The following is a 23,534-nucleotide window of genomic DNA, read 5'->3' on the forward strand; positions in this document are numbered from 1 at the left end:
GGTTATTTTGCACGGCCTATCGCCTTTTGAATTTCGTAGTTCACTTCCTGTTTCAGGATCACCAGCAGCCGCGCTTCGCAAAGCTTCGCCGCGCGGCGAAAGGCCGGATCGCCGGAATCAGACCAGTCGACGGTGACCTTTTCGAACGGGCTGTGAGCTTTGCCCGTGCGCCGGTAGAGCGGTCCCTCCGGATTGCGTTTCGACTGGCGCCACGCCCCTTCAAACGTGAGACGACCAGCGCGCATGCCCTTGCTGGTTTTGCTGACGGTGCCGATGCGGTGAGCTTCTACGGGATTCAAACCGAGCCAGACTTTTCCGGTGTCTGCCGAGCGCAGAAAAAAATACAAACGGTTCTTGATGACCTTCTGCGGGATTCTGGTGGCACGCGACACTTCCTTGGCCGTTTGGCTCTTGATCCATGCTGCGGTCTTGCGAAGGGTGCGCCGCCATGCTGCTTGCATGACGGCGGCTGGAAGACCTTGCAAGGTCGCAGTCACTTGACCAACATCGATCTCGACCTTGAGTCTGTCCATCTCTTACCCCTGTAATAGCAATACCGTCCAGCCCGTGCCGTCCGGTTGCAGTTCAAGCACGCGGTAACGATCGTCGCCAACTTCAACGACGCTGCCGGCGCGAATTTCGAGAGCGACGACGGCGGCATCGAGCACACTTACTTGCGGATGGTCGAGCTGCGTTCGCTGCGTCCCGAGATCCGGACCCAGCCATGGAGCGGCGAACATACCGGGCACTGACCGACCGTCGACCTTGATGTCGTCGTCGGCCAGGTCCCTGACCACTGCAGCATCGAGATCCACGATCAAGTCGCGGAACGCCATCTCACGCCGTCAGCTTGATGACGGCCTTGGGACGCGTGCAGAGGTGGATTGGATTGGACTGCGCCTCAATATCGACGCCCTTATCGAAATCCATCAATTGCTGCTTGGCGTAATACGGCAAGCCGGTCGTATTGACCGCTTCCAGATAGTCGGCGGGAGCAAAGCGCGAGATGAACAACTCGGGCACCCCTTCCGGCACCGCATACGCTTCGTTGTCGGCGATGTAGCCAACTCCCGAGACTCGCCCGCGATACCGTTCGAAGGTGCAACCGCCGAAATCGAACGCATCGCGCGCATCGCCGCGCAATTGCGCCGCCAACGTGGAATTGAGGTAAGTCTCTTTCACCGTTTTCAGAACGATGAGCAGATTCCAAAAATTTCGGCCGCAGAGCACGCGCACACCCGTGAACGCAATGTTTCCGAGCGCGTCCTCGATCGCATCCAGGACCGCAGCGCATTTGACACGAATCTCGGTGTTTGCGACGTCGAGCTCGAAATCGATGACGGTCTGTTCGATGTCGAAGACGCGGAGCAAGTCGGCGATTACCGACTTGCCATCCGCGTCCAGAATTTGCCCCTTGATGGCACCGATTCGATGAAATTCATGGGTCGCGTCGAGTTGGCGGCGCATTTTGGTCAGACGGCGATTGACAACCGTTTGTATGGCTTCCAACTCCGTTTCTGAGCCGAACGCGCGAAGATTCTGAATCTCGTCGGCACCGATCGACGCGCGCTGCGGGAGATGCACCGTATTGAATGGGATAAGGCTACGGCGATCACCGACCACAACCTTGCCCGATGTACCACGCACGCCTGCCGGCACGAGGGATAGCGAATCGCCTTCGCGTTCGATCTGAACGGTCGTGGTCGTAATGCCCTGCTCTTCGAACAGGCCAAGTGCCGCCAGTCGGCCCGGCACGAATAGCGCTTCATTGATAGCTGCACTGAGGGACGACAGCGAAAACGCGTCGTCGTTAAAGAGGGCGATATCCGCCATAAAAACTCTCCTGAGAATGTGACACGGAATGTGGTACTAGCTCGCCAGACGGCGAGCAGCGTTGAACTATGTGTGGGAGCAGGGTTACTGGCGGACGATGACGAACTTGGATGCAAGATCGGTACGGGCGTCCGTATCGAGGCCAGTGATCAGCGCTTCCGCTACCTCGGCAAGCCGAACGATCGCGACACCTTGGCGGTCATCGGTCGACGCTGGCAACGCGGCATAGAGCACTGCGCTTGCGATCTGAGCGCCGGTGTCCGCAGCGTTGTCGTACGGTACGTATTTGCCGGTGGCATTCAACGCACCAAGAAGCTGACCGGCGGACAACGCATCGCCAGACGTGACAACAATCTTTTCGCGTGAGATTCGACCTTCGCCTTCAGACAGGAGAAACTCGCCGGTCAGCGCGCCTTGCGTTTTGATAGTGGACATACGGGTGTTCCTCTAAGGGTTGAGCAAACTAGGGGACTAGCGAACTTGTGGCTCGGCCAAAGTTACTTTCCGCCGCCCTTTCGAGCGGCGTAGATTGAAGTGGCCTTCGGACCCTCAGCGCGCACGTTGGCTGCATGCGGGGCTGGTTGCTGCCGGCTGTTGACGGGTTGCTGCGAAGCGGTCACAGTTTCGAACAAACGGGCACGGACCTGATCGACCGTAAGCCCATCTCGAACAAACCCCTCGGCACGCTCGGGCAAATGCGCGGCAACACACACGCCTGCGATATCCCTCGCGCTCTGGATCGCAGCGTCCACCGTCGCACGATCCCGCAGACCGGACGCGGTCACGATGCTTTCCGCCAAACTCGAAAGATTTGCATCACGGCACGCGTTGAACACCAGCGTCGCCAGCTCTCCCGCGCTGTTCTGAGGAGCCGGTGGCACCGCGACGGGCGGCGGATCATTTGATGGCAGTGGATCGATCGGAAGCGTCGGATCATTGGTTGGCGGCGAATCATCCGACGCAGCGACCAACGCCTTGACGGGCTCGGGCGGGTTCTTGAAACGGGCAAGCAACTCGATCGCTTTCGTCGACGCCGCGAGCTTTACCGGGTTTTCGATTACGTCACAGAAACCGAGCGCCTGCGCTTCGAGCGCTGTGAGCCACGTCTCGGTGTCCATCATTGCGGTAATGTCTTCGTCACTCTGTCCGCTCTTGCGACGGTATGCGGCGAGGATGCCGTCGCGGGCCTTGTCCATCATGTCCGCCGTGGACCGAAGATCAGCTGCCGAGCCAAGCGCGATCGTCCACGGGTTGTGAATCATGAGCATGGCGTTCTCAGGCATCACCACCTGGTCGCCGGCCATCACCACCAGTCCGGCCGCCGATGCGGCGACACCGTCCACTCGCGCGGTCACCTTACCGGCATAGCGCCGCAGCGCGTTGTAGATGGCGAACGCATCGAACACATCACCGCCCGGCGAATTCACCGCGACGATCACCTCCGCAGCGTTCGCGGCAGCTTCGTCGAGCTGCGCGATGAATGTCTTGGCGTCGGTGCCCCAAAATCCGATCTCGTCATAGATCCGGATCTCGGCAACCGTCGCGCCCTGTGCGTTAGTCAACGCCTTGATGTCCCACCATTTGCGATTTTTCATCGAGGTTTCCTGCCCTTATGTTGGTATGTCGCCCACTACATCGCGTGCGCGCGGGTCCGAGTCGTATTGCAGACCAAGCGCATCGGCACGAACGTTGTCAGCGGCGTTCTCCTGATCGACCTGCTCCGGATCCTCGCCCTGCTTGAGAACCGATGCAGAGCGACTGGTGAGGCCCGCACGAATCGCGAGCTTCTGCGCGTTCACGTCCTGCACCGGATTGATATACGGCCAACCCTGCGGCACCCAGCGAACACGTAGATACTCACGACGCGTACGGTGAAAGTCAGGCATCGGGATAGCGCCAGACAACGCACACGCATCAATCCACCACGCCCAGATACGGTTGCAGTACTGGTGAATAAAGATGTTCCACTGCAACTGCTCGATCGCCCGCCGGAATTCGTTGAGCAGCACCCGCAGCACACGGTCACCGACCTCACGCAGATCACCCGTCAACACCTCGTATGGCATCCCGACCGAGGCGGCGGCCGCCATCAACTGCTGACGCATGAATGGCGCATAGTCATTACCGGCACCCGGTGGCGTTGCGAATTCGACCTCCTCGCCGGGCGCAAGCTCTTGCATGGATCCCGGCTCCAGAGAAACGATTGGCGAGAAGCCGTCGGCATCAAAAACCACCGGTTGCCCGGTCATTGGATCTATGTCAGCGCCAGGACCACTTGGCACTGTCGAGGGCTTCGTAACAAAGCCTGCAAACAGGTTGCTGACCTCCTGACGGAACAGCACTGCGTCGTCGAAGTTATCGAGCGAGTGAAGCCGGAGCAACACGGTCGCCAGCTCGGGCACGCCCCGGATCTGCCCCGGCCTCAATGGTTGAAAGACGTGCGCAACGTCTTCCGCCGGCACGGGCACCGTCGACATGCCGCCCACCATGTTCGAGCGTGTGTATTCGCCGGGGTGACGTCGGTACAGGTGGTATGCCACCCGCTTGCCGTTCGCATCGAACTCGACGCCGTGCAGAATTTCACCCCCGCCCGGTCGCAACTCATTCTTTTCAACAGGCAACAGATCGGCTTCGAGCACTTGCACCTGCATGGGCACTGATAAGCCCTCCGCCGGACTCACATAGCGGCGACGCAGGATCGTTTCGCCGTCACTGAAAAACGCGCGCGCGGCCAATGTCTGCTGCCCGTATACGTCTAGCAGGCCATCGTGGTCGGCCTCCTTCACCCAATCGTCCCAAAGTTGCTTTAAAAGCCTTTGAGTGCCCTTGTCAGGGTGTTGCGGATGCGGCTGGATGCCCGTGCCGATGGTGTTGGACACGAGCCGTGCGATCGCCGTCTTCGCCCACGGATCGTTGCGAATGGCGTCGCGTGCGCGGCTTCGCATGAGCGGCAGGTTTTCCACCGCCGCCGCACTTGGCCCCGCGCCAGAGGTCCGCCACGTGCGCCCTCGCGCTCCAGCTGAGCTCGCGGACTCGTATGCGGCGGCTTTGATTCGACCCGGCACGACAAAGCCGCGCTGCGCGAGTGCCGGGAAAGAGCCCTTCATCGAACCCCCTTGCCGACATTGCGCATGCGATAGATCCGCGAGCGCGGGCGCTGCTGATCCAACGACCGCACAATCTCCGTCTGCGCCTCGCGCAACTCGGAGATTGACCGATACTTGACCTTGCGATCGTGGTATTGAACTTCGAGCTCGCCCTTGGCAATCGCTTTTTGAATGCCATCGAGGTCCGCTTGTGTATAGGCCATAAGGTCACTCCTACCGCCGGCGTTTCAGATAAGACGAACTTCCCATTCGCCGCGCTGGTGGGCGAGCGACGGGGTGCTGCGTCGGTGTGGTCACATGTGCGACAGGCTGCGGCGCTGGTGTTGAGACCGCCTCTACGGCTGCCTGCGAGACCGGGCTGGTGGCCGCTACCGGTACCTCGATCTGCTCGACTGGCGGCGTCTCGCGCCCCTCAACAGCTGCCGGAACAACGACCTCGACTGGCCGGAACAGATCGTCTCGCTCCAGGTTCTTTTGCAGGGTCTCCCACTGGAACGACCGATACCTCGGCAAGCCGATGAACCACGCGGCGGCCATGTTGTAGACCATGATGTCGAGCACCTCATTGCGCGCGGCCTTCGGTTTCCACCACTCCCGCTTGGCCTTGCCGCCGATCCACTTCGTCACCAACCGCTCGACGGTGAGCTGCCCGAAAAAATCGGCAGTCAGATCAGGTGAAAAGTGCACACGGTGCGAGCCCTTCCCTTCCAGCTTGAGCCAACCCGTGAGTTGCTCCTTCGCAGCGAAGGTGCCGAACGGATAGATGTGCGCACCGTTGTCGACCTTGACGCCCATCCAGTTGAAGTCTTGCGCGCTGCGCTTGCCGAGCACCGGCCGCTTCTCCTCGCCAAAGCCCTTCACGCCGAAGAATCCCTCGTGCTCGTGATTGCGCAGCCACGCATAGCAGCGCTGCGCGTTGTAGCCGGTATCGATCGCACAGGCCCGCACGTATAGATCACGGCCCCAAGCGTTCCGTATTGGCATGCGCATGATGTCGCGCATCTCGTTCCACGGCTCCTCCTCGTTCGTGTCGCCGTACACGACCCGGTAGTCCACGATCCAAGCCTCCTCGCCCACGCCCCACGCGACGATCAGCCCTTCGAGACGATCCGGCTGCACATCGACCGCACCCGTGAGAACGAGGCCGCCGGGGGGCACCGTGCCAAGACGGTAGGTCTCGGCCTTCGCCCGCTCCAGCAATGCATGCGACTTCACGCGGTCCCCAGGTTGCTCCCACGTCAGGGCAAGCCGCGTGTTCCAGAATTTTTTCAGCTTGGCAAAGTCCCCGGCGTCCGCGGCCTTCTGCGCCTCGATGAATTCCCGCACAAGCGCCGGCCAGCGCACCCAAGGCGAATAGAGCGAGTTGATCCAGAAGCCAGCTGCCTTATTCGGTCCCGGTGCCTCCGCAACCCACCGACCGTCAGCCAACAGATCAGGCTTGTGGCGTTCCTCGATCAAGCCCGAACACTCCGCATCCGCGCAGATGTACATGGCCGTATCTGGATCGTCATCGGTCCAGCGCAGCCGGCGACGACCATCGGCATCCGCCCATACAAGCGGTTGCTCAGTGCCGCAGTGTGGGCACTTGACGTAGTAGCGTCGGCGGTCGCTATTGAGATAGCGAAACTCAATCTCCGAGGCTTCTTTCTCGGTCGGCGTCGACGTGTAAAGTCGCTTTGCTCGCGCACCAAACGTGTCCTGGCGGTTCGAAGCCAGCCCGATCGGATCGCCTTCACCATCGACGTCATTGGGATAGCCGTCCACTTCGTCGAAGTGGATATTGCGCGCCGGCATCGAGCGCAGCCCGACCGCGCTATTCGCACCGGTCACGACCACCATCGAGCCGCCCTCGAATTCCTTTTCGAGGATCGTGTTCGCACTGTCGCGCGAGCGCTTGTCCGATGACTTCGCCTTGATGGCTGGCGTGTTTTCAACCATCTCCGACAGACGCTGACGGCTCCAGCGCTTGGCGAGATTGAGCGTCGGCAACACGACGAGAAACGGACTCGGCACGCGGTCGATCGAGTACCCGAGCCAGTTCATCCCGGTCTCGCTCTTACCGACCTGCGTGCCCGCCACGAACACAACGTCCTGAACGGGGCTGGTCACCGACAAGCAGTCCATCACCTCGCGCAGATAAGGCGTGCGCGCGGTGCGCCACTCCCCGGCCTCAGCGGCCACCTTGCGGGACAGTTGCCGATTGTCGTCCGCCCACTCCGACACCTGTACGATCGGGTCAAGCGCAAGCCCCGCTCGCCACGCGTCTGCAGCGAGCGTCCAAGCGTCTACGGCACCCATTAGTGGATTGACCGTGCCGGCACGATGACCGTGGTCGAGATCTGTTTCAGGCAATCACGCATTTCGTTCTCCAGCATCTGCAGCACCTTCAACGGATCGGACTCGAAAGCGACCTGCAGATGAACCCGTTCGGGCAGCGCCAGCAGTCGATCGCGCACCTGCCGTGCCAGTTGCTCAGTCGCAAGACGCATGTCGTTAGCGTCGACCAGTTCGTTATCGAGTTTCCTGCGTTCACGCTCCGCCACGAGCGCCAGCTCCATCTCACGTTTTTCACGCCAGTAGTGATAGCGACCTCCCGATATGCCGGGAGACGAGTCAGCAAGCTCGTCGCGGGGCTCATTGGCCCTCGCTTTGGCGGGATCCAGTTCGACGCCGACATCGCGGTCGCGGCGGTGGTCCGCCCACCGATCCTGCACGCCCTTTTTGCTCGGGTCGGACGTGACGCCAAGCAACGCGTCGGTCGCAGCCCAATCCACAAGGGTGCCGTCCGGTGAGAGCACGAGACGCTCCTCTTTCAACAACTTCGCGACATACGATCGGTTCCACCCCCGCATGCGGGCGTACTCAGCCTTTCGCACAAATTGATCGGGGGCTTTGTCCATAAAGGGCAGTCGGTAAACGCGGTAAACAGCGGTAAACGCAAAAAGGTGAACAAACTTCGTTCACCTGTTCACTAACTTCAAAGTACCTTGGCTAGCGCAAATGCGCGGGTCCCTAGCCCCGCTTGCCTAAAGGATGGGCAGGGGCCCCCGGACCTTTCTGACCGTGCATTTATTTCAAAATCGCTCGCGTCTCACGAAAACCGCGCACTTTCTACAAGGGGTGGCTGGGTTTCGTCTGTGTTCGGGCTCAGAATGCCGAAAGCCCCGAGGCTTGACGCACTCGGGGCTTTCGGGAAATTCAGGACGCACGACTCCAACGTGCTCAACAGGCTCCATTTATCTTTCTTCTGTCCCGTTGAGGTTGCACGACTAACGCGCGGTGCCAGCGAAGTGTTTGTTCACCAAACGCCGCCGAGTTTATTCGTGCGTTCACCGAAATGCAAGCGTCACCGTGCACGCAACCCTCGCTCGAACTCCTGCTCGGTCGCCGCATCGATCTGTAGGAGAACTGACGCGAGCCAATCGAACCGGTCAGCCCATCGCCGATGGTACTGATCGAGCGGCACGCCAATCGCTAACGCACGCTTGGACGGACTGACCGGTTCTTTGCCAGATCCATTGCAATGCCCGCACAAGTGCGGCACCTCTGGAAACGGATGCTCCTCGTAAAACCCCTTGCCGTAACACACCGGGCATGGCGATCCATCGGCGATAGGCCAGCGGCTAAAGCGCAGTCGATCATTGATCGCGCCGCGAACAGGCAAACACGCCTTGCAATCAACGCGCTTTGTGATTCGCCCGCCACCGCCGAGCATTCCCCGCCCGCCGCACACCTGACACTGGTCGGCGATCCACTCAACGATCGCCCTTTCGGCAAAGCGCACAAGCAAAGACGCTCGGTCTGCGCCCGAATCGCCTTGCTTTTTTTCATCAGCAGCTTTTGCAACGGCTGACTTACCGCGACGATAACGACCACCGAGTGTGATCCGAGACGCGAGCAACAACGATGCTCGATGCAACGCCCGCTGCTTCAGATCCTGCCCGTACTTCATGTGCCACAGCATGTTACCCAATTCATCGACCAGCGCCAGTGCACCCAAAGTTACTTGGCGGTCCGGAGCAACATCCGCGAGCTGCACCCGCACGTTCATTGCAATTCCGGCCCTTTCCTTTAGGACGCTCATCGACTCACTCCTTTATGTCCCAATGTCTTAATGTCCCAAGGGATAAGGGTCGTAGGTGTGCGCACACGCGCGCGACATGCGCCATCCGTGCACGTCGCGCACGTCGCAGGCACTCGCGCATCACGCGAGGCAACGCCTGGGACGTCGGGACACGGGACCACATGCAGCGCGCCAAGGCTGGCGCTAAAGCGCGCCGAAACAGCAACGCTGGCGCGCTGTGACGGGGTATCGAGGTGTGCATCGGCGATCATGGGGCGATCAAAGTGGACTGTCATCGTCGCCGCCATCGGCCAACGCTGGCGCTTCGACAGCGCTCATGACGGGATCCGGGGCCTTGGTGTAGTACCAATCGCGTGTCCCGGTCGTATGCCGCTTGCGAACCCATCCGAGTGACTTCATAGCCTTGCCGATGCGTCGCTGCTCGGGCAACGTCCATTTCGACGTGTCCAGCTTCAGGACGTCCGCGAGGATCTCTTCCATCGTGACGGTGGCGACGAGGTCCAGATGGCGCGCGATCTTGCTCTCGTAGACGTCCCCTTCGTATCGCTCAGCCTGCTCCACTTCGAATAGATGCTTCTCAGCGTCACTCACATGCCACCGCGTGCCCTGCTTGTACAGGCGTACGGCCTCCGCCCACAACTGATCACGATCGCGCGCAAGGGCCGCCTGATCGACCGGTCCCTGCACGCGGATCGGCCAGTAACGGCGGTTGCCGGATTCGTCTTTCAGGTACGTGTCAAAGTTGACCGAACCAGCGAACACGCACTGCCGGTGAACGTCCGTCGCACGCTTGCCGTAGAAGTTACGAAAGCGGTCTGTCTCCGTAGCGAAGAAGCCCTTGGCCGTTGACGAGTCCGCCTTGTTGAACGAGTCTAGCTCGCTCAGTTCAATGATCCATTTGCCGGACATGATGGCGTAGGTATCTTTCTCGCCGAGCCGGATCTGCGCGTCGGTGAACCACTGCTTACCGGCGAGTATCTGCAGCGCCGAGGACTTGCCCCAACCCTGCCCGCCTTCGAGGATCACCACGTTGTCGACCTTGCAGCCGGGCTTCATGACACGCGCCACGGCCGCCACCAGCCACTTCATGCCGGCCAACCGCACGTACTCGCTATCGGTGGCATGCAGGTAGGTGACAGGCCAAAGCTGGACGCGCGGTACGCCGTCGTGCACCAGCCCTTCGAGGTACTCGCGTACATCGTGATAGTGGTGCTTATCGGCCTCAAGCAAAACTGCGCGCATGACGATGTCCGGACGGACAGATAAGCCGAATTTTTGCGACATCCAGAGCTCGCACCGGAGGTCGTCCATGTCCGTCCATTCGCCGACCTCGCCATCCGGAAACGGGGGTGCCCGGCGCTTCATAACGCGGCCAGCAAAGTCGTCCTGCGCGATCACACCCTTCCATTGGTGATGGTTCGAAAGGATCGTGAATACGTTCCCGAGCGTGGGCAGCAGCTTGCCCTTATCGGAGCGAGCCAACTCATCAAACCAACTTTGCTGTTCGTCCGGCTCTTGGGCCTCGCGGCCCTCTTTCGCAGCGGCAGCGGACATCGCGTCAATCGAGACACCGGTATCGAGCAACGAGCGCACGCCATTCGGCGACTCGGCCGAGACGATGCCAGCCTTCTCCATCGCGTCAACGAGGCGGGCAGCCCGATTGAACCCAATCCGAAACTTTCGCTGGACGGATGAAACCGACACGCGGCCTTCCTTGCGCACCAGCTCGACGGCGCGGTCATAGAGAGGATCGTCGCCCATATCAGCAGCATGCAGATGCGGAAACGGCAGAACGTCAGCAGAGGCCGGCGCAAGAGCGGCCAAGAGGCCGGCCTCTATCTGAGTCTTGACCGCTGGCAAGCCCTCTGCGCAATGAAGGTCGTTGAAGTCGGTGAGCTTACGGTCTTCGCGGTTCGCGAACGTGGGATAGACAATGCTGGCATTACCCACCTCCGCTGCCGCCTCGTAGGCACGCTTCAGACCAGCGTTTTCGAAAAGACGCTTGCGCTCGGGCATCACGTCATTGCCAATCGACAACTCCAGGTATGCGATGCCTTGCTCATCCTGTCTCGCCTGCACGCGAACCATGTACCACGTGTTCTTAGCGTCAATGCGCACGGCGTCGCCGTCGATTATCAGTTCGCCTTCGAAGCCGTAGTTCTCGGAAAGATGCTCGCGAAGGCGCTGCTCGATCTTCCAATCGTCGTCGGCGCAGATAAGGAGATGGAGATCCGGATGCGCCGCGCGCAGGTAACGCGCTGTCGGCATAATCCCGCCCGCATCGAAGCACACGGCCAGCGGAATCCTGTCGCCCGTCGCCATGCGAATCGAACGCCCGGTCGCATAGCCTTCGGCGAGCATGGCTACCTTGTCATCCTCGCCTATATCACCGAACTGAAGCGACGTGCCCTTCTTCTCCATGCCCTTATTGAACCGCTTCGCACCTGCAGGAGTGATCTTCTGCAGGCCAGCGAGACGAATGCCGCCGTCATACATAAACATGGGCACGAGCAGATCGCCAGTGTCGTCAAACCGAACTGCTTCTGGCGTGATCTGCTTGCGATCGAGGTAATCCGATGTGCCCCGATCACTCGCCTTCTGCCATTGATCCGCAGCGCGGTTCGCCGCCATCTTGGCAGCGCGCGCCGACTTCTCAGCCTCCTCTCGATCGATGGCCTCCTGCCGCTTGCGGGTCTCCGCGAGATCCTCAGCGGTGAGAGTTGCCCCGTCCCACTGGAACCGCTCAGTGCCGGCGTCATCGCCTGAGAAATGCCCGAAGGTGCCCGTGTATCCGATCAGCTTGCCGGCCTTGAAGACTTCGCGCAGTTGATACCACCATTTCTTCTGACGACCATACCGATGATGCTTGCCATCGGCGACCGGGTGGCCCGGCGGTAACTCGGGGTGGCCCGCCGCTTTCAGTTGATTGATGACCTGGTCTAACGAAGACATGCGGCGATTCTCCTTGTGATTTGAGCTTTGGAAAGGCGACCGCGCCAAGTAGCGCGACCAGCAACGAAGGTATGTACGCCGACCGGGAACCGGTCAGGCTGAGGATGGCGGCGCCGCAGCGCCGTGCAGGTTGTCTTCAAAGTCACTTTGGTCCCGGGGCGCGACGACCGCGCATTAGGTGCCACTCGGCGTCATGGCGTGCGAAAAGAGCGTCGTATTCCTCGACGCTGAGATACCAACTGATGTATTCGAAAAAAGTACGCCGCTCGTCTTTGGTCGGACGAGCGGCGCAGAATCGGGCGGCTCCAACAGTCCACTCACTCACGACGCCGAGAGAGCGACAGGCGGCCAGGAGCACGTCCGCGGGGAAGGGACCGAAGAGCGGCGCGAGGAATCGCTCCACCTCGTGCGGCGCTTCGGTCTTGACGATCAACAGCTTGTGCATGGCGCATGCAAACCGAGCATCGGCATCGCAGGCAACGCCGATACGCACACGATTCGGGTTACAGCAGATTCGTTCTATTGGAAACGCCTGCATGACTTACTTGCGGCGCAGCTTCGAAAGTCGCAGCGTCGTGCGGATCAGCCGCTCGAATAAGCGCTGACCCTTGCGGCTTACGACCGTCAGAGCCTCCGCTTCCTGCAGGTCAATGCGCTTGTCCTGCACGGCGCGAATCACCTCCGTGGCAACTTCGCCCACATGCGCTTGCAGATCCAGCGTCGCGGTCGTGAGAGTCGTGATGTCGTGCGGATACTCATCGTCAGCCGCTTGATCGACATGCATGGGCGCGGCAATCAGACCGAAGCGCTCATTCAATGCATGCAACGCATCAAGGGCGAACGGCTCGCTCTCGCGCTTCTCCTGCATCCATTCAAGGAGAAGCTCGAACATTTCCATCGAAAGCCGGTTTTCGCCCTCACCTCGCAACCGGAGGCGCAGCGTCTCGGACGTGATGCTCTTACCGCGACGGAGCGCAAGGAAGTTGGCGGCATCAGCCACGCCACCTGGTGAGTTACGGACAGACGTGTAAAGGACATCAAGCCACTCTGTTCCGCTGTATCTGCAAGTCATACGGCCCCGGTTCTTTGGAAAACGTTTTTTCATACTTTTTGCCGTTGGTTGCCGTCTGTACGATTCGGACATGAACGCACCAATGACAAATCCATCACGCGAAGAAGAGAGCAAGCGCTGCGATGCTGGAGAGACGCACCGGTCTGGTCGATGGAGCGTCACAGCACGTCGCTCCATCGGCGGAGGCCCGCGCGATGCTTAAGAAATCCCTAGTGCGAAACGTGAGCGCGATTGGTCAACGTCGGCTGCTCAGGCAAACCCGCGAAGTAATCGTGCAGCGCTTGAACCGTGGAGACGCGAGGGTCACCCACAGCTCCGCTCGTGAGCTTGGTGAGCGTTGGGTATGGCACGCCGGATTGTTTTGCAACGGTGCGCAGATTGCCCTTTTCAAGCCCGAGTCGAGCCAAGGTCGAGGCGAGAAACGTTGCATATTGGTTGTCCATCCAAACTCCCTTGAGCAATGAGTACCAACATAATAGCCATTAGTGGTTATTTAGGCAACCAACCGAGTCCTTCAAGCGACCGCAACTGGCTAGCCATCAATGGCACGCTTTAGCCATGACACGTCTAAACACCAAACAGATCCTCGCGGCCAACATGCGCCGACTAATGGACACCTCCGCATCCCTAAACACGCAGGTGAAACTGGCTGCTCGTGCCGGAATTGCGCAAAGCACAGTGGGGCGACTGCTTCGTGGCGAGGTTTACGCTCAGCTAGCCCAGGTCGAAGCCATCGCCGACGCCTTCCACATCACCGTGGGCGAGCTGCTTACCGACCACTCCCTCACGAGCGAGTCAGCGCCGACCTACGATAAGATTGCGTTCGCAAAATTACCCGCCACCGAAAAGGCACAGATATCTGCATTCATTGATTTCGTCATCCAACGTCAGGACGAGTCAAAAATGAGCGACCCACTTTCGCTCAGCAAAAAGACGGACCTCCCACCGGACCTCAAAGACCGCCTCATGGAAGCAATTCAGCGTGAACTTAACGACGATACGCTGACACTAGGCCATGAAAGCAAAACTGAGCGCAGAACAAAAGGACGCCGAAAACGTTCTTCATCTTAATGATTACCGGGACATTGAGAGCCAGCCGCTAGCAGCTGCTCTGCAAGCAAAGCAGGACCGCATCCAATCAATCCACGACCACATCAACCACCATTTGAATGACCCTGATGCGCCAGTAGTCGCGGCCGCAATGGTGTACCTCGATGCCCACGGACGCATTGGCGTTGCCGCAGCGGGCATAGACCCGGAATTGGCACCACGCATCGCGCAGGAATTACGTGATGTCGCGCGCATCGTGGATCTGCACCAATTTGTCCGGCGCAAGAAACCCAATACCCAAGGCAGCGCGTCGCTCTTGCTGCTAAGCGCGATTGGTTTCATTGCAGCCACATATGTGAACGAGATCGCTTGGCTCGACTCGGTCCTCAACTGCGCCGCACAGATTACGGCCCTTGTGCTCGCGCGCCGGGCTCGAAATTAGCCACAGGGCCACCGAAAGCCCCCTCTAATAACCGAGAAAAAACCATTCTCAGCATATTGATCTTCCAAATTAACCATTAATGGCTTGTATAAATGACCATCAATGGCTATTCTTGCTCCCAATGCGCAATCCCGCGCAACCGGAGATTCACATGAAAAACCTCTTCGACCACCATACGGCGCACCGAATCGCCGCCCTGCGCAAGATGCAGGGCCTGCCGTTCGATATCCCGCCCGGCCACACCGTTTATCGCCAAAGTGACTTTGAGAAATCCAAGGTCTGGCGGTATGTAATCCGCTGTGGACTTGTTGTCATCATCGCCGTGCTCTTCGAACCCGCTCCGGGTTCCCCGCAGAACGCTTCGCCAGCGGCCGGCCACGCCGCACGGCTTCCCGTTCACGCCAGCGTTTAGGTACCGCGATGGCAGATCGGGTCCCCGTCACCAACGCCGAAATTGCGAAGGAATCCCGTGACCGACACGTACGCGGATCTGCCGTCGACGCCATCACTAATCCAGCAATTCGAATTTGCCTGATCGTGTGCGCCGAGTTGCGCAAGAAACATCCAGAACCAACGCCGTCCGAGCCGGACCTTAAGCGCCTTGCGGCCGGCGATACCGACTGAAGAGACCCATGCCACGAATTAACGAACTACCGCACCGCGACGTGCAGCGCACCGACACGCTCGGTCTTTGCACCTTTGTGAAATATGACCCTATGGCACCGCGTGCCAAGACCCCGGTAATGGTCGGCCGATATGTTGTGCATCGAAAGCCGCTCCATGGCAGCGTGCACACGCTCTACATGATCATGGATGGTGCCGACATCGCCCGAACGCAGATCTCATATCCGAGTGAAGGCGACTGCGCGAGTGCTCTGAGCGCCCGTCAGAACGTTCGCCGCATTGCAGGTGCCGCAATTGGCAAGGCAAAGCGCGCAAAGAAAGGATGGCAAGCCAATCCGATGAGCATCAAGGAGGCAGCGTAATGTTCTCCGCCATCGTTGCCATCACCCTTTGCGCCGCCGTCTGGCTGCTGCTCCAAAGCGGACGCCGCAAGGTCTACGGCGCTGTTCTCGGCTTGTTCAATTCGATGCTTTGGATCTTCGCAGGTCTGACTGCCGGGACTCACTTCGTCGCACTCATTGCCGCCGTTTGCGGTCTGAACTTCCTGGTCTTTCTTGCAGCAGCAGCCAGCACCTCGACGCGGAGGTCGCATGCGCACTGACCTGTCGGACATCGCGAAGCATCTGATCGGGATGCTCAGTCAGTCCGTCTACCTCACCACGACCAACATCACAGAAGCCCTGCCACATGCCGACGCTGAATCGGTCGGCGTGGAAATGGACATGCTGATACGCAGCGGTGTAGTGACGCGAGGGTTTGTTCGCCATTCGGAACCTCTCGATGTCGCCTATTGGCTCGAACATAAGCCTCGCCCTCCCGGCGTTGTAGGACCGGGAATCGTCACGATGGAAGACTTCACGAGCGTAGCTCGATCAAGTGCGTTGGAGGTTAGCAATGGTTAAGTCAAAGACCCTGCAGCTCAACCAGCCGATCGTTACTGGCAACACCAAGGCCGCTGTGAAAGCGGCCGGCGGCGGATCATCCGACCTCTGGACGGTACCCCCGGCCGCGCTTCACTTTGACCCGCGCGACAACGTACGGCCGCTTGACCCAGCCCGCGTGCGCCACATCGCGGATCTGATCAAGGCGAACAGTTACGACCGAAAGAAACCGCTTGGTTGCATCGTTAAGAAGATCAACGGTGAGGATCGTATTTACGTATACGAAGGCCAGCATCGCTATCACGGAGCCCTCCTCGCAATATCGGAGGGATTCGAGATCGATCGCCTGCCCATCGTGATCGATGAGGCAAAGTCAGTCAGTCGCGTGAACATGATCTATGCCGGCGTAACGAACAACGACGCCGAGAAGTTGACGCCGCTGCAACTCGCGGAGCAGGTCATCGAGCTACAGACTCTCGGCGAGTTTAATGCAACGATCTGCCGCCGCTTGAACATCACCGATCAGACGATGCGCGACGTGCTGCTTCTCGCGCACGCGCCAGCAGCGATTCACGAGCTCGTACGTGCAAAGGTCGTTTCATCGACGCTCGCAATCGACGAGATCCGCACGCATGGCGGTGACAAGGCCATGTTCCGACTGACGGAGGCCGCCGCGAGAACAAAGGCGAGCGGCAAAACCAAGATCACCAAAAAGGTGCTACCCAAGGCTGCGGCAAAAAACATCACTGGCGAGCAGGCAAAGCAACTTTTGCAAGCGCTGCAAGCTGTGCTGCATGACCCCCTCTTTGGCAAGCTGTCACCGGGCACCATCGCGGGGGTCGACACGGCGCTAAGCCCGCTGTCGGATCTGCTTGATGACGCCCCGAAGAAGCTGAAGCATCCGGTTCACGTCGCGAACAGTATCGGCGTGTACGACGACTGCGAAAAACTGCACGCGCCAAGGTCGAAACGTACCGGCCAAGTCCCAGCCAGCATCTTCATCGCGCAACCTGAAGAAGGCGCATGGGTCTTCACGTTCAGGATGGATATCGCCCCGACTTATGGATTCGCTCATGCTTATCCATCCATTGAAGAGGTGTCGATTATTCATCGGACGCGCGTTCAAGCGATCCGCGCGGCAGTGTCGGAGCTGACTCGCCTCATGAACCATAGCGATCGCGCCAAGGCGAAGGAAGCACCGATCGTTAATGCATGGCTCGACAAGCTGTACACCATGCCCGATCCGGATTGGACCGATGACATGGTCCCGGAGTCCACCGACGAGGAGGATTCCTGATGCGCTCGGCTATTTCTACCCCACATCCGCTGGCGCAGGAGCGACAACACGCGAGCAAACGCGGGACGCTCGGAAAACTCCGCTCCGTCCCGTCGCACACCTCGAACCGTGACGGCAACAGCAACGGGCTGTCGCCCGCCCAAGCGATCCAGGCGATGGAAGTCGAACCGCTGGCGCGGCCCGACCAAAGCAACGGGCTGACGCCCGCCAAGGCCATCCAGAAAGACGATGCGCCGCTCGCGCGGCGAACAGCTATCCAGAAGAACGAGGGCGAGTCAGAAACCCGACTCGCCATGTTTGCGCGGATCGAAGCCCTTCGCATCGAAATCCGCAAGCTGACTGAGGACGTCGCACTCGCGGCCGACATCGAGCTGCTCGACCTCATGCGCGATGAAGTCGGCAGCTATAGCCGGCATAAAGCCGCACAGGAAGCGCGCACTTGGGCCGGCACCGCTGGCATTCAACTTGAGACCGGATTGATGATGCTCGACCGCGCGTTGCGGCCGGCATCGCTGTGAGGAGCCGACCATGAATATCCAAACCGAGAAGTTCGTCCAGACCGCCATGCATCTTTATTCCGACAAGACCGGGAAGCCGCTGGTTAGCGTGCACGGTGACGGATCCGTTGAGGTCAATTCGGAAGTGACGCTCGACGAGGCCGCGACTGCTTTCTGGAATGCGGTCCGCACAGTCTTTGATCAGCACCGTACGCCGCCGGCTGAGATGGAGCTGCGCGCTATTCACGCAACCGCGGTTACCGCCGTGCTCACGACCGACAAGATGCTCACGCCCGACGTCGACGCGTGGTGGCCGCCCTACCTGCGATCAGTGCTCACGCAATCGTCGCGCCCTTGGTTCACGTCGACGTCCAAGGACGACGCAACGACTGACGATCAGCCGGCGCACTGGCAATACCTGTTCACCTATCCTTTTGACGGCTCACCCGTATGGCGTGACGACTCGCGCGAGTGGAACGGCCAGCGCCCGAAGGCCGCTCGCGGACTCTTCACCAGGCCGACGCCCAAAGAGCTGCAAGAGAAGCTCCGCGACGCACAGTTCGCGCTCGGTGCCTTGGACGTCGTCCGCAACGCGCTCGGTCTACCTTCTGGCGCCAACCTCACAACCGACGTTGTGCAGGCAGCTTTAGACCTGCAAATTGAGCAGGCCGGGAAAGCCAACATGGTGATCAACGACCTGGTCGACCAGGTGCGCGCAGTTGCCGGCCGCCATCGAATCACGGCGAGCGCCGAGCCCGAGCTGCACGCCGTGATCGACGCGGCCGATGCGTTCGTATTTTCACGCGAACCGGCGATGACGCCGCCGGCAATGTCACAGGCCGCGCGAGACGTGGTGGCCGAGCGCAAACGCCAGATCGACGTCGAAGGTATGTCGACAGACAAAGACGATCAGAACAACGGCGGCGATCTCGCGGCCGCTGCTTCAGCATTCGCACTGAACGCCGCTTGCCAGCTCAATCCCTACTCGCGGCAACCGCTCCAAGAATTTCCGATCATGTGGCCGTCCGATTGGGCAGCGAAGTGGTGGAAGCCCAAGACGCCGCGCGAGGATCTAGTTCGTGCCGGCGCGTTGATCATCGCCGAGATCGAGCGCATCGACCGGGATCCGGGCGATGAGTCCGGTCATCACCATTCACAAGGGGGCGACCATGCATAGCCTCACTGTGATTCCCGCAATGACGGACCCGCTTGGTCGCTACTGGACCCCGCCAAGTCGCAATGAGCTTGCCGTCGACGATACGCATGCAGTCATGAGCCGCCGATCATTCGATCTCCTCCTTGAATACTCGCGATCGAAGCCGACCGGCGTCTACCCCGGAAAGATGTGGAAAGCGATCATGCGCGACGGTACGCCTCACCTGTGTTGGTACGGGATCGTTGAAGGACGCGATGACTTGTGCTCGAACAACAACCGACAGATTCTTGTCTGCGATTGACGGAGAAACGAAATGATCCTAGCCCTCGAAATACTGTCGATCTGGTCTTGTGTCGGCATGGCCATCGCGCTCAAGCTCGGTCAGTTCATTCAAAAAAACCGCCCCGCTGATTGGCACGCAGAGTGGGCTCGTTCGGGAGACTCAGCATGAGATGGGCAATTGACAATCCGACGCGCCTGACGCGCATCGTCGACGCGCGCGGTCACACACAGGTCGCGCGCGACAAAACAACTTTGCGGGACGAGATCATCGCGATCTTAGAAGTCGGACACCAACCGAAGACCGTGCTGGTGCGCGCCCTGCACACCAGCATGACGCTAGTAGACACAGCGCTTTCGGAGCTTGAACGACAAGGTCGGGTTGAAAAGTTTCGGATGATGAGTGAGCGGAAAAGGCTGGATATCTTCTGGTGTGTTTCTGGCGCTGTGCCGACCCCTATCGCGGCGAACAGTGGTTTCAGTGCAGCAGAGACGTTGGCTGCGTTTCAGGAAATCGCTATGCAACGAGCACGTAAACAATGAAAACATACGACTTACTTGAATGCGCCGACCTGCTAAAGGTTGATCGCAACACCGTTTTGAAGATCGCCGGAACCGGCGAACTGGCCGGCGCAAAGATTGGCCGCGCTTGGGTATTTTTAGAGGATGACGTATTGGCGTTTCTGCGTAAGAAGGTGCAGGAACAGTCGAACGCGCGACTGCAGGGAGCGCACGAGCCAGAGACGGACGAAAAGCTTGCGAAGGCTGTCGCACGTCAATTCACTACACCCGACCGCCGGCGACCGGGCCGACCTGCGCGCCCGCTACCGGCACTCCCCGATTCAGACAGACAGTCTATTCATCACCAATGATTTGCTCGATTACAAACTGCCTCAGTTCGTTAGGGAAGCCTTCCCGGAACCGGGCAATGAAGAAGTCGTAAGGTTCCGGTGGTCTCTCGTCAAGAGGCCAGTCCTCAACAGCCAAGCCCATCAGTGAGAGAAAACAAAACAAGAGGAAGCGGCCCACATGGCCGTTTCCGTTTGCATATGGATGGATGATCATTAGATTGACCATGTGCTCCAACGCAATGTCTAAATTCTTGATGAACGTGTCCTCGTCCACGTCACCATCCGCAATGCCACCGCCTGCCTCAACGTCACCCTCAGCTGGTTTGCTTACGTCAGCTTCGACGGCGGCCACCTCCTCGGAGGACTGTTCGCTAAAGTAACTTTTAATATCTGCTGAAATTTCGGCGTGCAGTGCATCCATCTCAACTGCAACGTTGGATGCAGCGGTGGTTCCGATTACTTCCCCTCTCCGATCAAACCCGATAGTGACGTCGTAATCAATAAGACAATCACGCGAGCCTCGGTAATTCCCAGCAAAGTATCCGCAGCCTTTTGCTGTCATCCCTTCAAATAAAGCTTTGTGTACCGGACGAGTATCCTTGAGGTAAATTCGTTCGGGAACTTCTCCGCTGCGCAAACGGGCCAGCAGCATCTTCGACCGGAACTTCGCCTTCGTGTGCTTCTTGTCGTCGAACTTCCTATAGTCCCAATCTCGGCATGCGCACCGCGCAGAATGTTCAGGGCACATCATTCACCATAAATGCGATTAGTGATCCTCTCAGCCCACTGACCCGGATCTTCAGCCCGCTTTGCGCGGCTGGCTTTCAATGCCAGCGCCCGTCGAGCAAGACTTCGTACCGCATCACTCATCTGCGCTGGAGCGTCGCTCTCTCTACGAGCGCGCGCTGTTCCAAAGACGTGTGTCGGCGTTTCGGTTTCGGCAGCGACTAACTCCAACACAGCTTGGTCTAAGGTAACGCTCACGTTCTCTTCGACCAACGAAACGACCTTAACCTCGGAAAAAAGATACGCATAGAACGCACGCCATTTGGTCCTCTTGTTGGCCTTCCAAACTCGCACGTTATAGTCAGGATTCCCGATCAAACAATTGGAGGTGAACTCAACGGATGAGTCGTCAATTACGATGTCGACCAAGGCAGACGTGTGTTTGTCATATGCACGCTTAGCGAACATTTCAGCGACACTTGACGCGGTACCAGCGACGTCATAGGCCGGCATGTTCCGGTCAGTGTACGTAACGGCTGCAGGAATCATGATGCCCTCGCCAGAGTTGTCTCAAATTTTGTAATTAGTTGGGCCGATCGCTCTATCAACTGCGGGACTCGATCCAACATACTTTTTAATTCTTCTAATTTGTTGGTGGGAGCCTCTTGGCTAGTATTGAACACCAAGAGTTCTTGGTTATCACATAGCACCTTGCCCCCGCGTGAAGCTCGGCCCGAACGAATTTCTACCTGAAGGTGACCGCCAAATTCGTCCGGCGTACGAAGCATAACTCCTGCTGTCGCACCCCGTCCGTTAAAGTCTTCCAACAAGGGATTGCCGTTGAGGAAAATTTCCCTTGAACGCTCCAAGTAGGGACCCGGAACATTGCCATCGTGGAGAGCGTAGAGAACGTTGACGCCACCGAGCTTGAAGGACAACCGCGCGGCATCTAGAAAACGATTGATCCTCACTTGAACATCATCGACCAAGGCATGGTCGGCACTGTCGAACGAGAACTGCACCCTATCGGGCAGAATCACTACGCGAAGCGGGGACGCCTGAAGGTTAACCATGACTGGCAAAAACATTGACCCCGGCAAGAACTCATCTTTGCCGACAACGCCTGCCTCTAGGAACCATAACTGACTGTAAACGGACACATCGATCTGCTGCGTACTCAGCAGAACAATGTTTACCGCAAGTAATGTTGACATATAGTTGTATTCGTTTTGATGCGGGTTTGCTGGACCAAGCTTTTTGTTCCTGCACGGCGCGCCATGCACGGATCATAACACCACTATTAATCCACACAATTTTGCCACCGCATGCCGGCCAGCGCTCACTTGCAGAAGCTTTTCGTCGTGAAACGCCCTTCATTGGTTATCGGCTAGACAGCGCTTTTCTGAAGCCGGCCTGCTTCTCAATCGTTCCCCCGGCTACCATAGCTGCAGCGCAAGTTCGCTGCCACGTAGGTTGGCGTAGCGCATCAAGAGCTTCGTACTGGAATGTCCGGTGATTTTTGCAATCTGGACATCAGACAGAGAAGTTTTCTCATAGAGGCGTGACGTTGCCTCATGACGCAGATCATGAAACGTCACCTCTCCACACCCCGCCGCATCAAATATCCGACCAAACTGCGCGGACAACCGAACGGTGACCGTCGCCAGTGCCTTTGGCTCCCGATCTCCGTCCCACCATGGGAACAAGCGGTCGGTGTCGAATGTGAATCCTTCCATCTCAGCGTCGCCGGCCTCGACCAGCCCGACATACCTTTTGTACGCCGCGATCGCCACTGTCGTGAGCGGTACCTGGCGCTTGCTCCCGTTTTTCGTTTTGTCTAGAAAGATAGTCCGCTGCTCGATATCAACTTGCGCCGGCGAGAGCGTGTACATCTCTCGCAACCGCATTGCCGACTCGATAGCTAGCTCGAACAGGAACACAAGTGCCGGACGGTACTGGAGCTCAAACGGTCGCTGGCGGTTCTCCGGTTTGACCTTATCGAGCACTGCACGAACGGCCTTCTCGGGGTCGCCATGCAGCCGCTGGTCGCGCTCGATGTCTTCCTTGGGATCCTTGCCTTGCGTTCGAACGGCGGCCGAATCCTCGTCGGTGTATGTGGCATAGCGCTTGGGAAGAAGTCGCAAGGGATTGATCGGCAGCGAAGGATTACCGCTCTTGACCGTCCAATCGAAACACCGCGCGAGCGCACCGACATAGTGACGAATAGTCGACGGAGCCATCACGTCCCGGCGCTTCATTGCTGTTACCCATCGCTCGGTCCATTCATAGCTCACAGAGGTAAGCGCCTGCCCCTTCCAACGGTCGAGCAACGTATTGAGCAGCGAAATGTCCGAGGCCGGCATCGACACCTTTCCGAGGTAGGCGCGGATCGCATCGTCGACCGTGACCACGCTGCCCCGTCGAGCGACCAGCTCCTCTGGAAGAATGCCGGCATCGAGCAGCTGCTCGATGCGACGCACGTAGGCGTCCCCTTCGTCCTCACTTTCGAATGTGAGCGAAAGTGGCTTTGGGAGTAGGCCCTTGCGCCGGACGGTGTATTCCCACGTCCCTGAAGGACGCATTCTCTTTGTCGACATAGCCCCGCTGCAAAACTCGCATCAACGGCCAATGAGCCGATCTACGCGTGGTTTTGCGTGTTTTTGGAGTGGTTAGAGAGGGCTTT

Annotated in this window: 30 protein-coding genes; 12 read left to right on the forward strand and 18 right to left on the reverse strand. The window is 59.0% G+C overall.

All coding sequences use genetic code 11. The annotated features are described in order from the left end of the window. Positions 1-2 precede the first annotated feature (2 nt). From HB376_RS26785 to HB376_RS26850, 14 genes are all read right to left on the reverse strand, one after another. Positions 3-533 (reverse strand): phage tail protein, encoded by a 531-nt coding sequence (locus HB376_RS26785; protein ID WP_213766753.1) that lies wholly within the window; start codon positions 531-533, stop codon positions 3-5. Between the two features lie 3 nt (positions 534-536). Further along, the gene (locus HB376_RS26790; RefSeq protein WP_213766754.1) at positions 537-836 is read right to left on the reverse strand and encodes a hypothetical protein; all 300 of its coding nucleotides are present in this window, start codon (positions 834-836) and stop codon (positions 537-539) included. 1 nt (position 837) lies between these two features. Then, entirely contained in the window at positions 838-1,833 is a 996-nt protein-coding gene (locus HB376_RS26795; RefSeq protein ID WP_213766755.1) for a major capsid protein, read from the reverse strand. Positions 1,834-1,917: 84 nt separating this feature from the next. Continuing rightward, positions 1,918-2,268 carry a head decoration protein gene (locus HB376_RS26800; RefSeq protein ID WP_213766756.1) on the reverse strand — a complete coding sequence of 117 codons (351 nt, stop codon included), beginning with the start codon at positions 2,266-2,268 and terminating at the stop codon, positions 1,918-1,920. A gap of 62 nt (positions 2,269-2,330) precedes the next feature. Beyond that, entirely contained in the window at positions 2,331-3,428 is a 1,098-nt protein-coding gene (locus HB376_RS26805; protein ID WP_213766757.1) for a head maturation protease, ClpP-related, read from the reverse strand. A gap of 15 nt (positions 3,429-3,443) precedes the next feature. Continuing rightward, positions 3,444-4,940, reverse strand: coding sequence for a phage portal protein (locus tag HB376_RS26810; protein ID WP_213766758.1), 1,497 nt, complete (start codon positions 4,938-4,940; stop codon positions 3,444-3,446). After that, positions 4,937-5,143: a hypothetical protein gene (locus HB376_RS26815; RefSeq protein ID WP_213766759.1), complete on the reverse strand. Its 207-nt coding sequence runs from the start codon at positions 5,141-5,143 to the stop codon at positions 4,937-4,939. The genes HB376_RS26810 and HB376_RS26815 overlap by 4 nt, the downstream gene beginning before the upstream one ends. A gap of 10 nt (positions 5,144-5,153) precedes the next feature. Next, positions 5,154-7,292 (reverse strand): phage terminase large subunit family protein, encoded by a 2,139-nt coding sequence (locus HB376_RS26820; RefSeq protein WP_213766760.1) that lies wholly within the window; start codon positions 7,290-7,292, stop codon positions 5,154-5,156. Then, on the reverse strand, positions 7,238-7,738 hold the full coding sequence (locus HB376_RS26825; RefSeq protein WP_213766761.1) for a hypothetical protein: 501 nt from the start codon (positions 7,736-7,738) through the stop codon (positions 7,238-7,240). The genes HB376_RS26820 and HB376_RS26825 overlap by 55 nt, the downstream gene beginning before the upstream one ends. Before the next feature lie 548 nt (positions 7,739-8,286). Continuing rightward, a complete protein-coding gene (locus HB376_RS26830; protein WP_213766762.1) occupies positions 8,287-9,024 on the reverse strand; it encodes a hypothetical protein in 738 nt (245 codons plus the stop codon). Positions 9,025-9,282: 258 nt separating this feature from the next. Further along, positions 9,283-11,976, reverse strand: coding sequence for a VapE domain-containing protein (locus HB376_RS26835; protein ID WP_213766763.1), 2,694 nt, complete (start codon positions 11,974-11,976; stop codon positions 9,283-9,285). A gap of 142 nt (positions 11,977-12,118) precedes the next feature. Further along, positions 12,119-12,421 carry a hypothetical protein gene (locus HB376_RS26840; RefSeq protein WP_213766764.1) on the reverse strand — a complete coding sequence of 101 codons (303 nt, stop codon included), beginning with the start codon at positions 12,419-12,421 and terminating at the stop codon, positions 12,119-12,121. A gap of 96 nt (positions 12,422-12,517) precedes the next feature. Next, entirely contained in the window at positions 12,518-13,048 is a 531-nt protein-coding gene (locus HB376_RS26845) for a phage regulatory CII family protein (RefSeq protein ID WP_213766825.1), read from the reverse strand. A 209-nt stretch (positions 13,049-13,257) separates the two neighbouring features. Next, positions 13,258-13,491 (reverse strand): hypothetical protein, encoded by a 234-nt coding sequence (locus HB376_RS26850; protein ID WP_213766765.1) that lies wholly within the window; start codon positions 13,489-13,491, stop codon positions 13,258-13,260. 115 nt (positions 13,492-13,606) lie between these two features. Between HB376_RS26850 and HB376_RS26855 the strand changes: the two genes are divergently transcribed. The 12 genes from HB376_RS26855 to HB376_RS26910 all read left to right on the forward strand — a co-directional run bounded on the left by HB376_RS26855 (position 13,607) and on the right by HB376_RS26910 (position 20,146). After that, the gene (locus tag HB376_RS26855; protein ID WP_213766766.1) at positions 13,607-14,119 is read left to right on the forward strand and encodes a helix-turn-helix transcriptional regulator; all 513 of its coding nucleotides are present in this window, start codon (positions 13,607-13,609) and stop codon (positions 14,117-14,119) included. Then, positions 14,064-14,540, forward strand: coding sequence for a hypothetical protein (locus tag HB376_RS26860; protein ID WP_213766767.1), 477 nt, complete (start codon positions 14,064-14,066; stop codon positions 14,538-14,540). Before HB376_RS26855 ends, HB376_RS26860 begins: the two co-directional genes overlap by 56 nt. A gap of 151 nt (positions 14,541-14,691) precedes the next feature. Beyond that, a complete protein-coding gene (locus tag HB376_RS26865) occupies positions 14,692-14,952 on the forward strand; it encodes a hypothetical protein (protein WP_213766768.1) in 261 nt (86 codons plus the stop codon). A 253-nt stretch (positions 14,953-15,205) separates the two neighbouring features. Then, positions 15,206-15,526, forward strand: coding sequence for a beta-hexosaminidase (locus tag HB376_RS26870; RefSeq protein WP_346730593.1), 321 nt, complete (start codon positions 15,206-15,208; stop codon positions 15,524-15,526). After that, positions 15,526-15,765, forward strand: coding sequence for a hypothetical protein (locus HB376_RS26875; protein ID WP_213766770.1), 240 nt, complete (start codon positions 15,526-15,528; stop codon positions 15,763-15,765). The genes HB376_RS26870 and HB376_RS26875 overlap by 1 nt, the downstream gene beginning before the upstream one ends. After that, a complete protein-coding gene (locus HB376_RS26880) occupies positions 15,755-16,066 on the forward strand; it encodes a hypothetical protein (RefSeq protein WP_213766771.1) in 312 nt (103 codons plus the stop codon). The genes HB376_RS26875 and HB376_RS26880 overlap by 11 nt, the downstream gene beginning before the upstream one ends. Further along, on the forward strand, positions 16,059-17,342 hold the full coding sequence (locus tag HB376_RS26885) for a transcriptional regulator (RefSeq protein ID WP_213766772.1): 1,284 nt from the start codon (positions 16,059-16,061) through the stop codon (positions 17,340-17,342). The genes HB376_RS26880 and HB376_RS26885 overlap by 8 nt, the downstream gene beginning before the upstream one ends. Continuing rightward, the gene (locus HB376_RS26890) at positions 17,342-17,860 is read left to right on the forward strand and encodes a hypothetical protein (RefSeq protein ID WP_255631589.1); all 519 of its coding nucleotides are present in this window, start codon (positions 17,342-17,344) and stop codon (positions 17,858-17,860) included. The genes HB376_RS26885 and HB376_RS26890 overlap by 1 nt, the downstream gene beginning before the upstream one ends. A 10-nt stretch (positions 17,861-17,870) precedes the next feature. Continuing rightward, complete coding sequence (locus tag HB376_RS26895; protein ID WP_213766773.1) at positions 17,871-19,016, forward strand: hypothetical protein; 1,146 nt, start codon at positions 17,871-17,873, stop codon at positions 19,014-19,016. Next, the gene (locus HB376_RS26900) at positions 19,009-19,296 is read left to right on the forward strand and encodes a hypothetical protein (protein WP_213766774.1); all 288 of its coding nucleotides are present in this window, start codon (positions 19,009-19,011) and stop codon (positions 19,294-19,296) included. Before HB376_RS26895 ends, HB376_RS26900 begins: the two co-directional genes overlap by 8 nt. Before the next feature lie 146 nt (positions 19,297-19,442). Next, on the forward strand, positions 19,443-19,817 hold the full coding sequence (locus tag HB376_RS26905) for a hypothetical protein (RefSeq protein WP_213766775.1): 375 nt from the start codon (positions 19,443-19,445) through the stop codon (positions 19,815-19,817). Further along, positions 19,814-20,146 carry a helix-turn-helix domain-containing protein gene (locus HB376_RS26910; RefSeq protein WP_213766776.1) on the forward strand — a complete coding sequence of 111 codons (333 nt, stop codon included), beginning with the start codon at positions 19,814-19,816 and terminating at the stop codon, positions 20,144-20,146. Before HB376_RS26905 ends, HB376_RS26910 begins: the two co-directional genes overlap by 4 nt. On the opposite strand, the gene HB376_RS26915 is transcribed toward HB376_RS26910, so the two are convergent. From HB376_RS26915 to HB376_RS26930, 4 genes are all read right to left on the reverse strand, one after another. After that, positions 20,130-20,777: a Fic family protein gene (locus tag HB376_RS26915; RefSeq protein ID WP_213766777.1), complete on the reverse strand. Its 648-nt coding sequence runs from the start codon at positions 20,775-20,777 to the stop codon at positions 20,130-20,132. The genes HB376_RS26910 and HB376_RS26915 overlap by 17 nt on opposite strands. A gap of 95 nt (positions 20,778-20,872) precedes the next feature. Further along, on the reverse strand, positions 20,873-21,400 hold the full coding sequence (locus HB376_RS26920) for a hypothetical protein (RefSeq protein ID WP_213766778.1): 528 nt from the start codon (positions 21,398-21,400) through the stop codon (positions 20,873-20,875). Then, on the reverse strand, positions 21,397-22,065 hold the full coding sequence (locus HB376_RS26925; protein WP_213766779.1) for a hypothetical protein: 669 nt from the start codon (positions 22,063-22,065) through the stop codon (positions 21,397-21,399). Before HB376_RS26925 ends, HB376_RS26920 begins: the two co-directional genes overlap by 4 nt. 222 nt (positions 22,066-22,287) lie before the next feature. After that, positions 22,288-23,331, reverse strand: a complete 1,044-nt coding sequence (locus HB376_RS26930) for a site-specific integrase (protein WP_346730594.1) — start codon at positions 23,329-23,331, stop codon at positions 22,288-22,290. Between the last annotated feature and the right edge of the window lie 203 nt (positions 23,332-23,534).

This window comes from Caballeronia sp. dw_19, assembly GCF_018449515.1.
In the GTDB taxonomy this organism is placed as follows: domain Bacteria; phylum Pseudomonadota; class Gammaproteobacteria; order Burkholderiales; family Burkholderiaceae; genus Caballeronia.

Bases quoted from the DNA above. Each gene is read 5' to 3' on its own strand.
- HB376_RS26785 (WP_213766753.1), bottom strand. From the start codon at position 533: ATGGACAGACTCAAGGTCGAGATCGATGTTGGTCAAGTGACTGCGACC.
- HB376_RS26790 (WP_213766754.1), bottom strand. From the start codon at position 836: ATGGCGTTCCGCGACTTGATCGTGGATCTCGATGCTGCAGTGGTCAGG.
- HB376_RS26795 (WP_213766755.1), bottom strand. From the start codon at position 1,833: ATGGCGGATATCGCCCTCTTTAACGACGACGCGTTTTCGCTGTCGTCC.
- HB376_RS26800 (WP_213766756.1), bottom strand. From the start codon at position 2,268: ATGTCCACTATCAAAACGCAAGGCGCGCTGACCGGCGAGTTTCTCCTG.
- HB376_RS26805 (WP_213766757.1), bottom strand. From the start codon at position 3,428: ATGAAAAATCGCAAATGGTGGGACATCAAGGCGTTGACTAACGCACAG.
- HB376_RS26810 (WP_213766758.1), bottom strand. From the start codon at position 4,940: ATGAAGGGCTCTTTCCCGGCACTCGCGCAGCGCGGCTTTGTCGTGCCG.
- HB376_RS26815 (WP_213766759.1), bottom strand. From the start codon at position 5,143: ATGGCCTATACACAAGCGGACCTCGATGGCATTCAAAAAGCGATTGCC.
- HB376_RS26830 (WP_213766762.1), bottom strand. From the start codon at position 9,024: ATGAGCGTCCTAAAGGAAAGGGCCGGAATTGCAATGAACGTGCGGGTG.
- HB376_RS26835 (WP_213766763.1), bottom strand. From the start codon at position 11,976: ATGTCTTCGTTAGACCAGGTCATCAATCAACTGAAAGCGGCGGGCCAC.
- HB376_RS26840 (WP_213766764.1), bottom strand. From the start codon at position 12,421: ATGCACAAGCTGTTGATCGTCAAGACCGAAGCGCCGCACGAGGTGGAG.
- HB376_RS26845 (WP_213766825.1), bottom strand. From the start codon at position 13,048: ATGACTTGCAGATACAGCGGAACAGAGTGGCTTGATGTCCTTTACACG.
- HB376_RS26850 (WP_213766765.1), bottom strand. From the start codon at position 13,491: ATGGACAACCAATATGCAACGTTTCTCGCCTCGACCTTGGCTCGACTC.
- HB376_RS26855 (WP_213766766.1), top strand. From the start codon at position 13,607: ATGACACGTCTAAACACCAAACAGATCCTCGCGGCCAACATGCGCCGA.
- HB376_RS26860 (WP_213766767.1), top strand. From the start codon at position 14,064: ATGAAAGCAAAACTGAGCGCAGAACAAAAGGACGCCGAAAACGTTCTT.
- HB376_RS26865 (WP_213766768.1), top strand. From the start codon at position 14,692: ATGAAAAACCTCTTCGACCACCATACGGCGCACCGAATCGCCGCCCTG.
- HB376_RS26875 (WP_213766770.1), top strand. From the start codon at position 15,526: ATGTTCTCCGCCATCGTTGCCATCACCCTTTGCGCCGCCGTCTGGCTG.
- HB376_RS26880 (WP_213766771.1), top strand. From the start codon at position 15,755: ATGCGCACTGACCTGTCGGACATCGCGAAGCATCTGATCGGGATGCTC.
- HB376_RS26885 (WP_213766772.1), top strand. From the start codon at position 16,059: ATGGTTAAGTCAAAGACCCTGCAGCTCAACCAGCCGATCGTTACTGGC.
- HB376_RS26890 (WP_255631589.1), top strand. From the start codon at position 17,342: ATGCGCTCGGCTATTTCTACCCCACATCCGCTGGCGCAGGAGCGACAA.
- HB376_RS26895 (WP_213766773.1), top strand. From the start codon at position 17,871: ATGAATATCCAAACCGAGAAGTTCGTCCAGACCGCCATGCATCTTTAT.
- HB376_RS26900 (WP_213766774.1), top strand. From the start codon at position 19,009: ATGCATAGCCTCACTGTGATTCCCGCAATGACGGACCCGCTTGGTCGC.
- HB376_RS26905 (WP_213766775.1), top strand. From the start codon at position 19,443: ATGAGATGGGCAATTGACAATCCGACGCGCCTGACGCGCATCGTCGAC.
- HB376_RS26910 (WP_213766776.1), top strand. From the start codon at position 19,814: ATGAAAACATACGACTTACTTGAATGCGCCGACCTGCTAAAGGTTGAT.
- HB376_RS26915 (WP_213766777.1), bottom strand. From the start codon at position 20,777: ATGCTGCTGGCCCGTTTGCGCAGCGGAGAAGTTCCCGAACGAATTTAC.
- HB376_RS26920 (WP_213766778.1), bottom strand. From the start codon at position 21,400: ATGATTCCTGCAGCCGTTACGTACACTGACCGGAACATGCCGGCCTAT.
- HB376_RS26925 (WP_213766779.1), bottom strand. From the start codon at position 22,065: ATGTCAACATTACTTGCGGTAAACATTGTTCTGCTGAGTACGCAGCAG.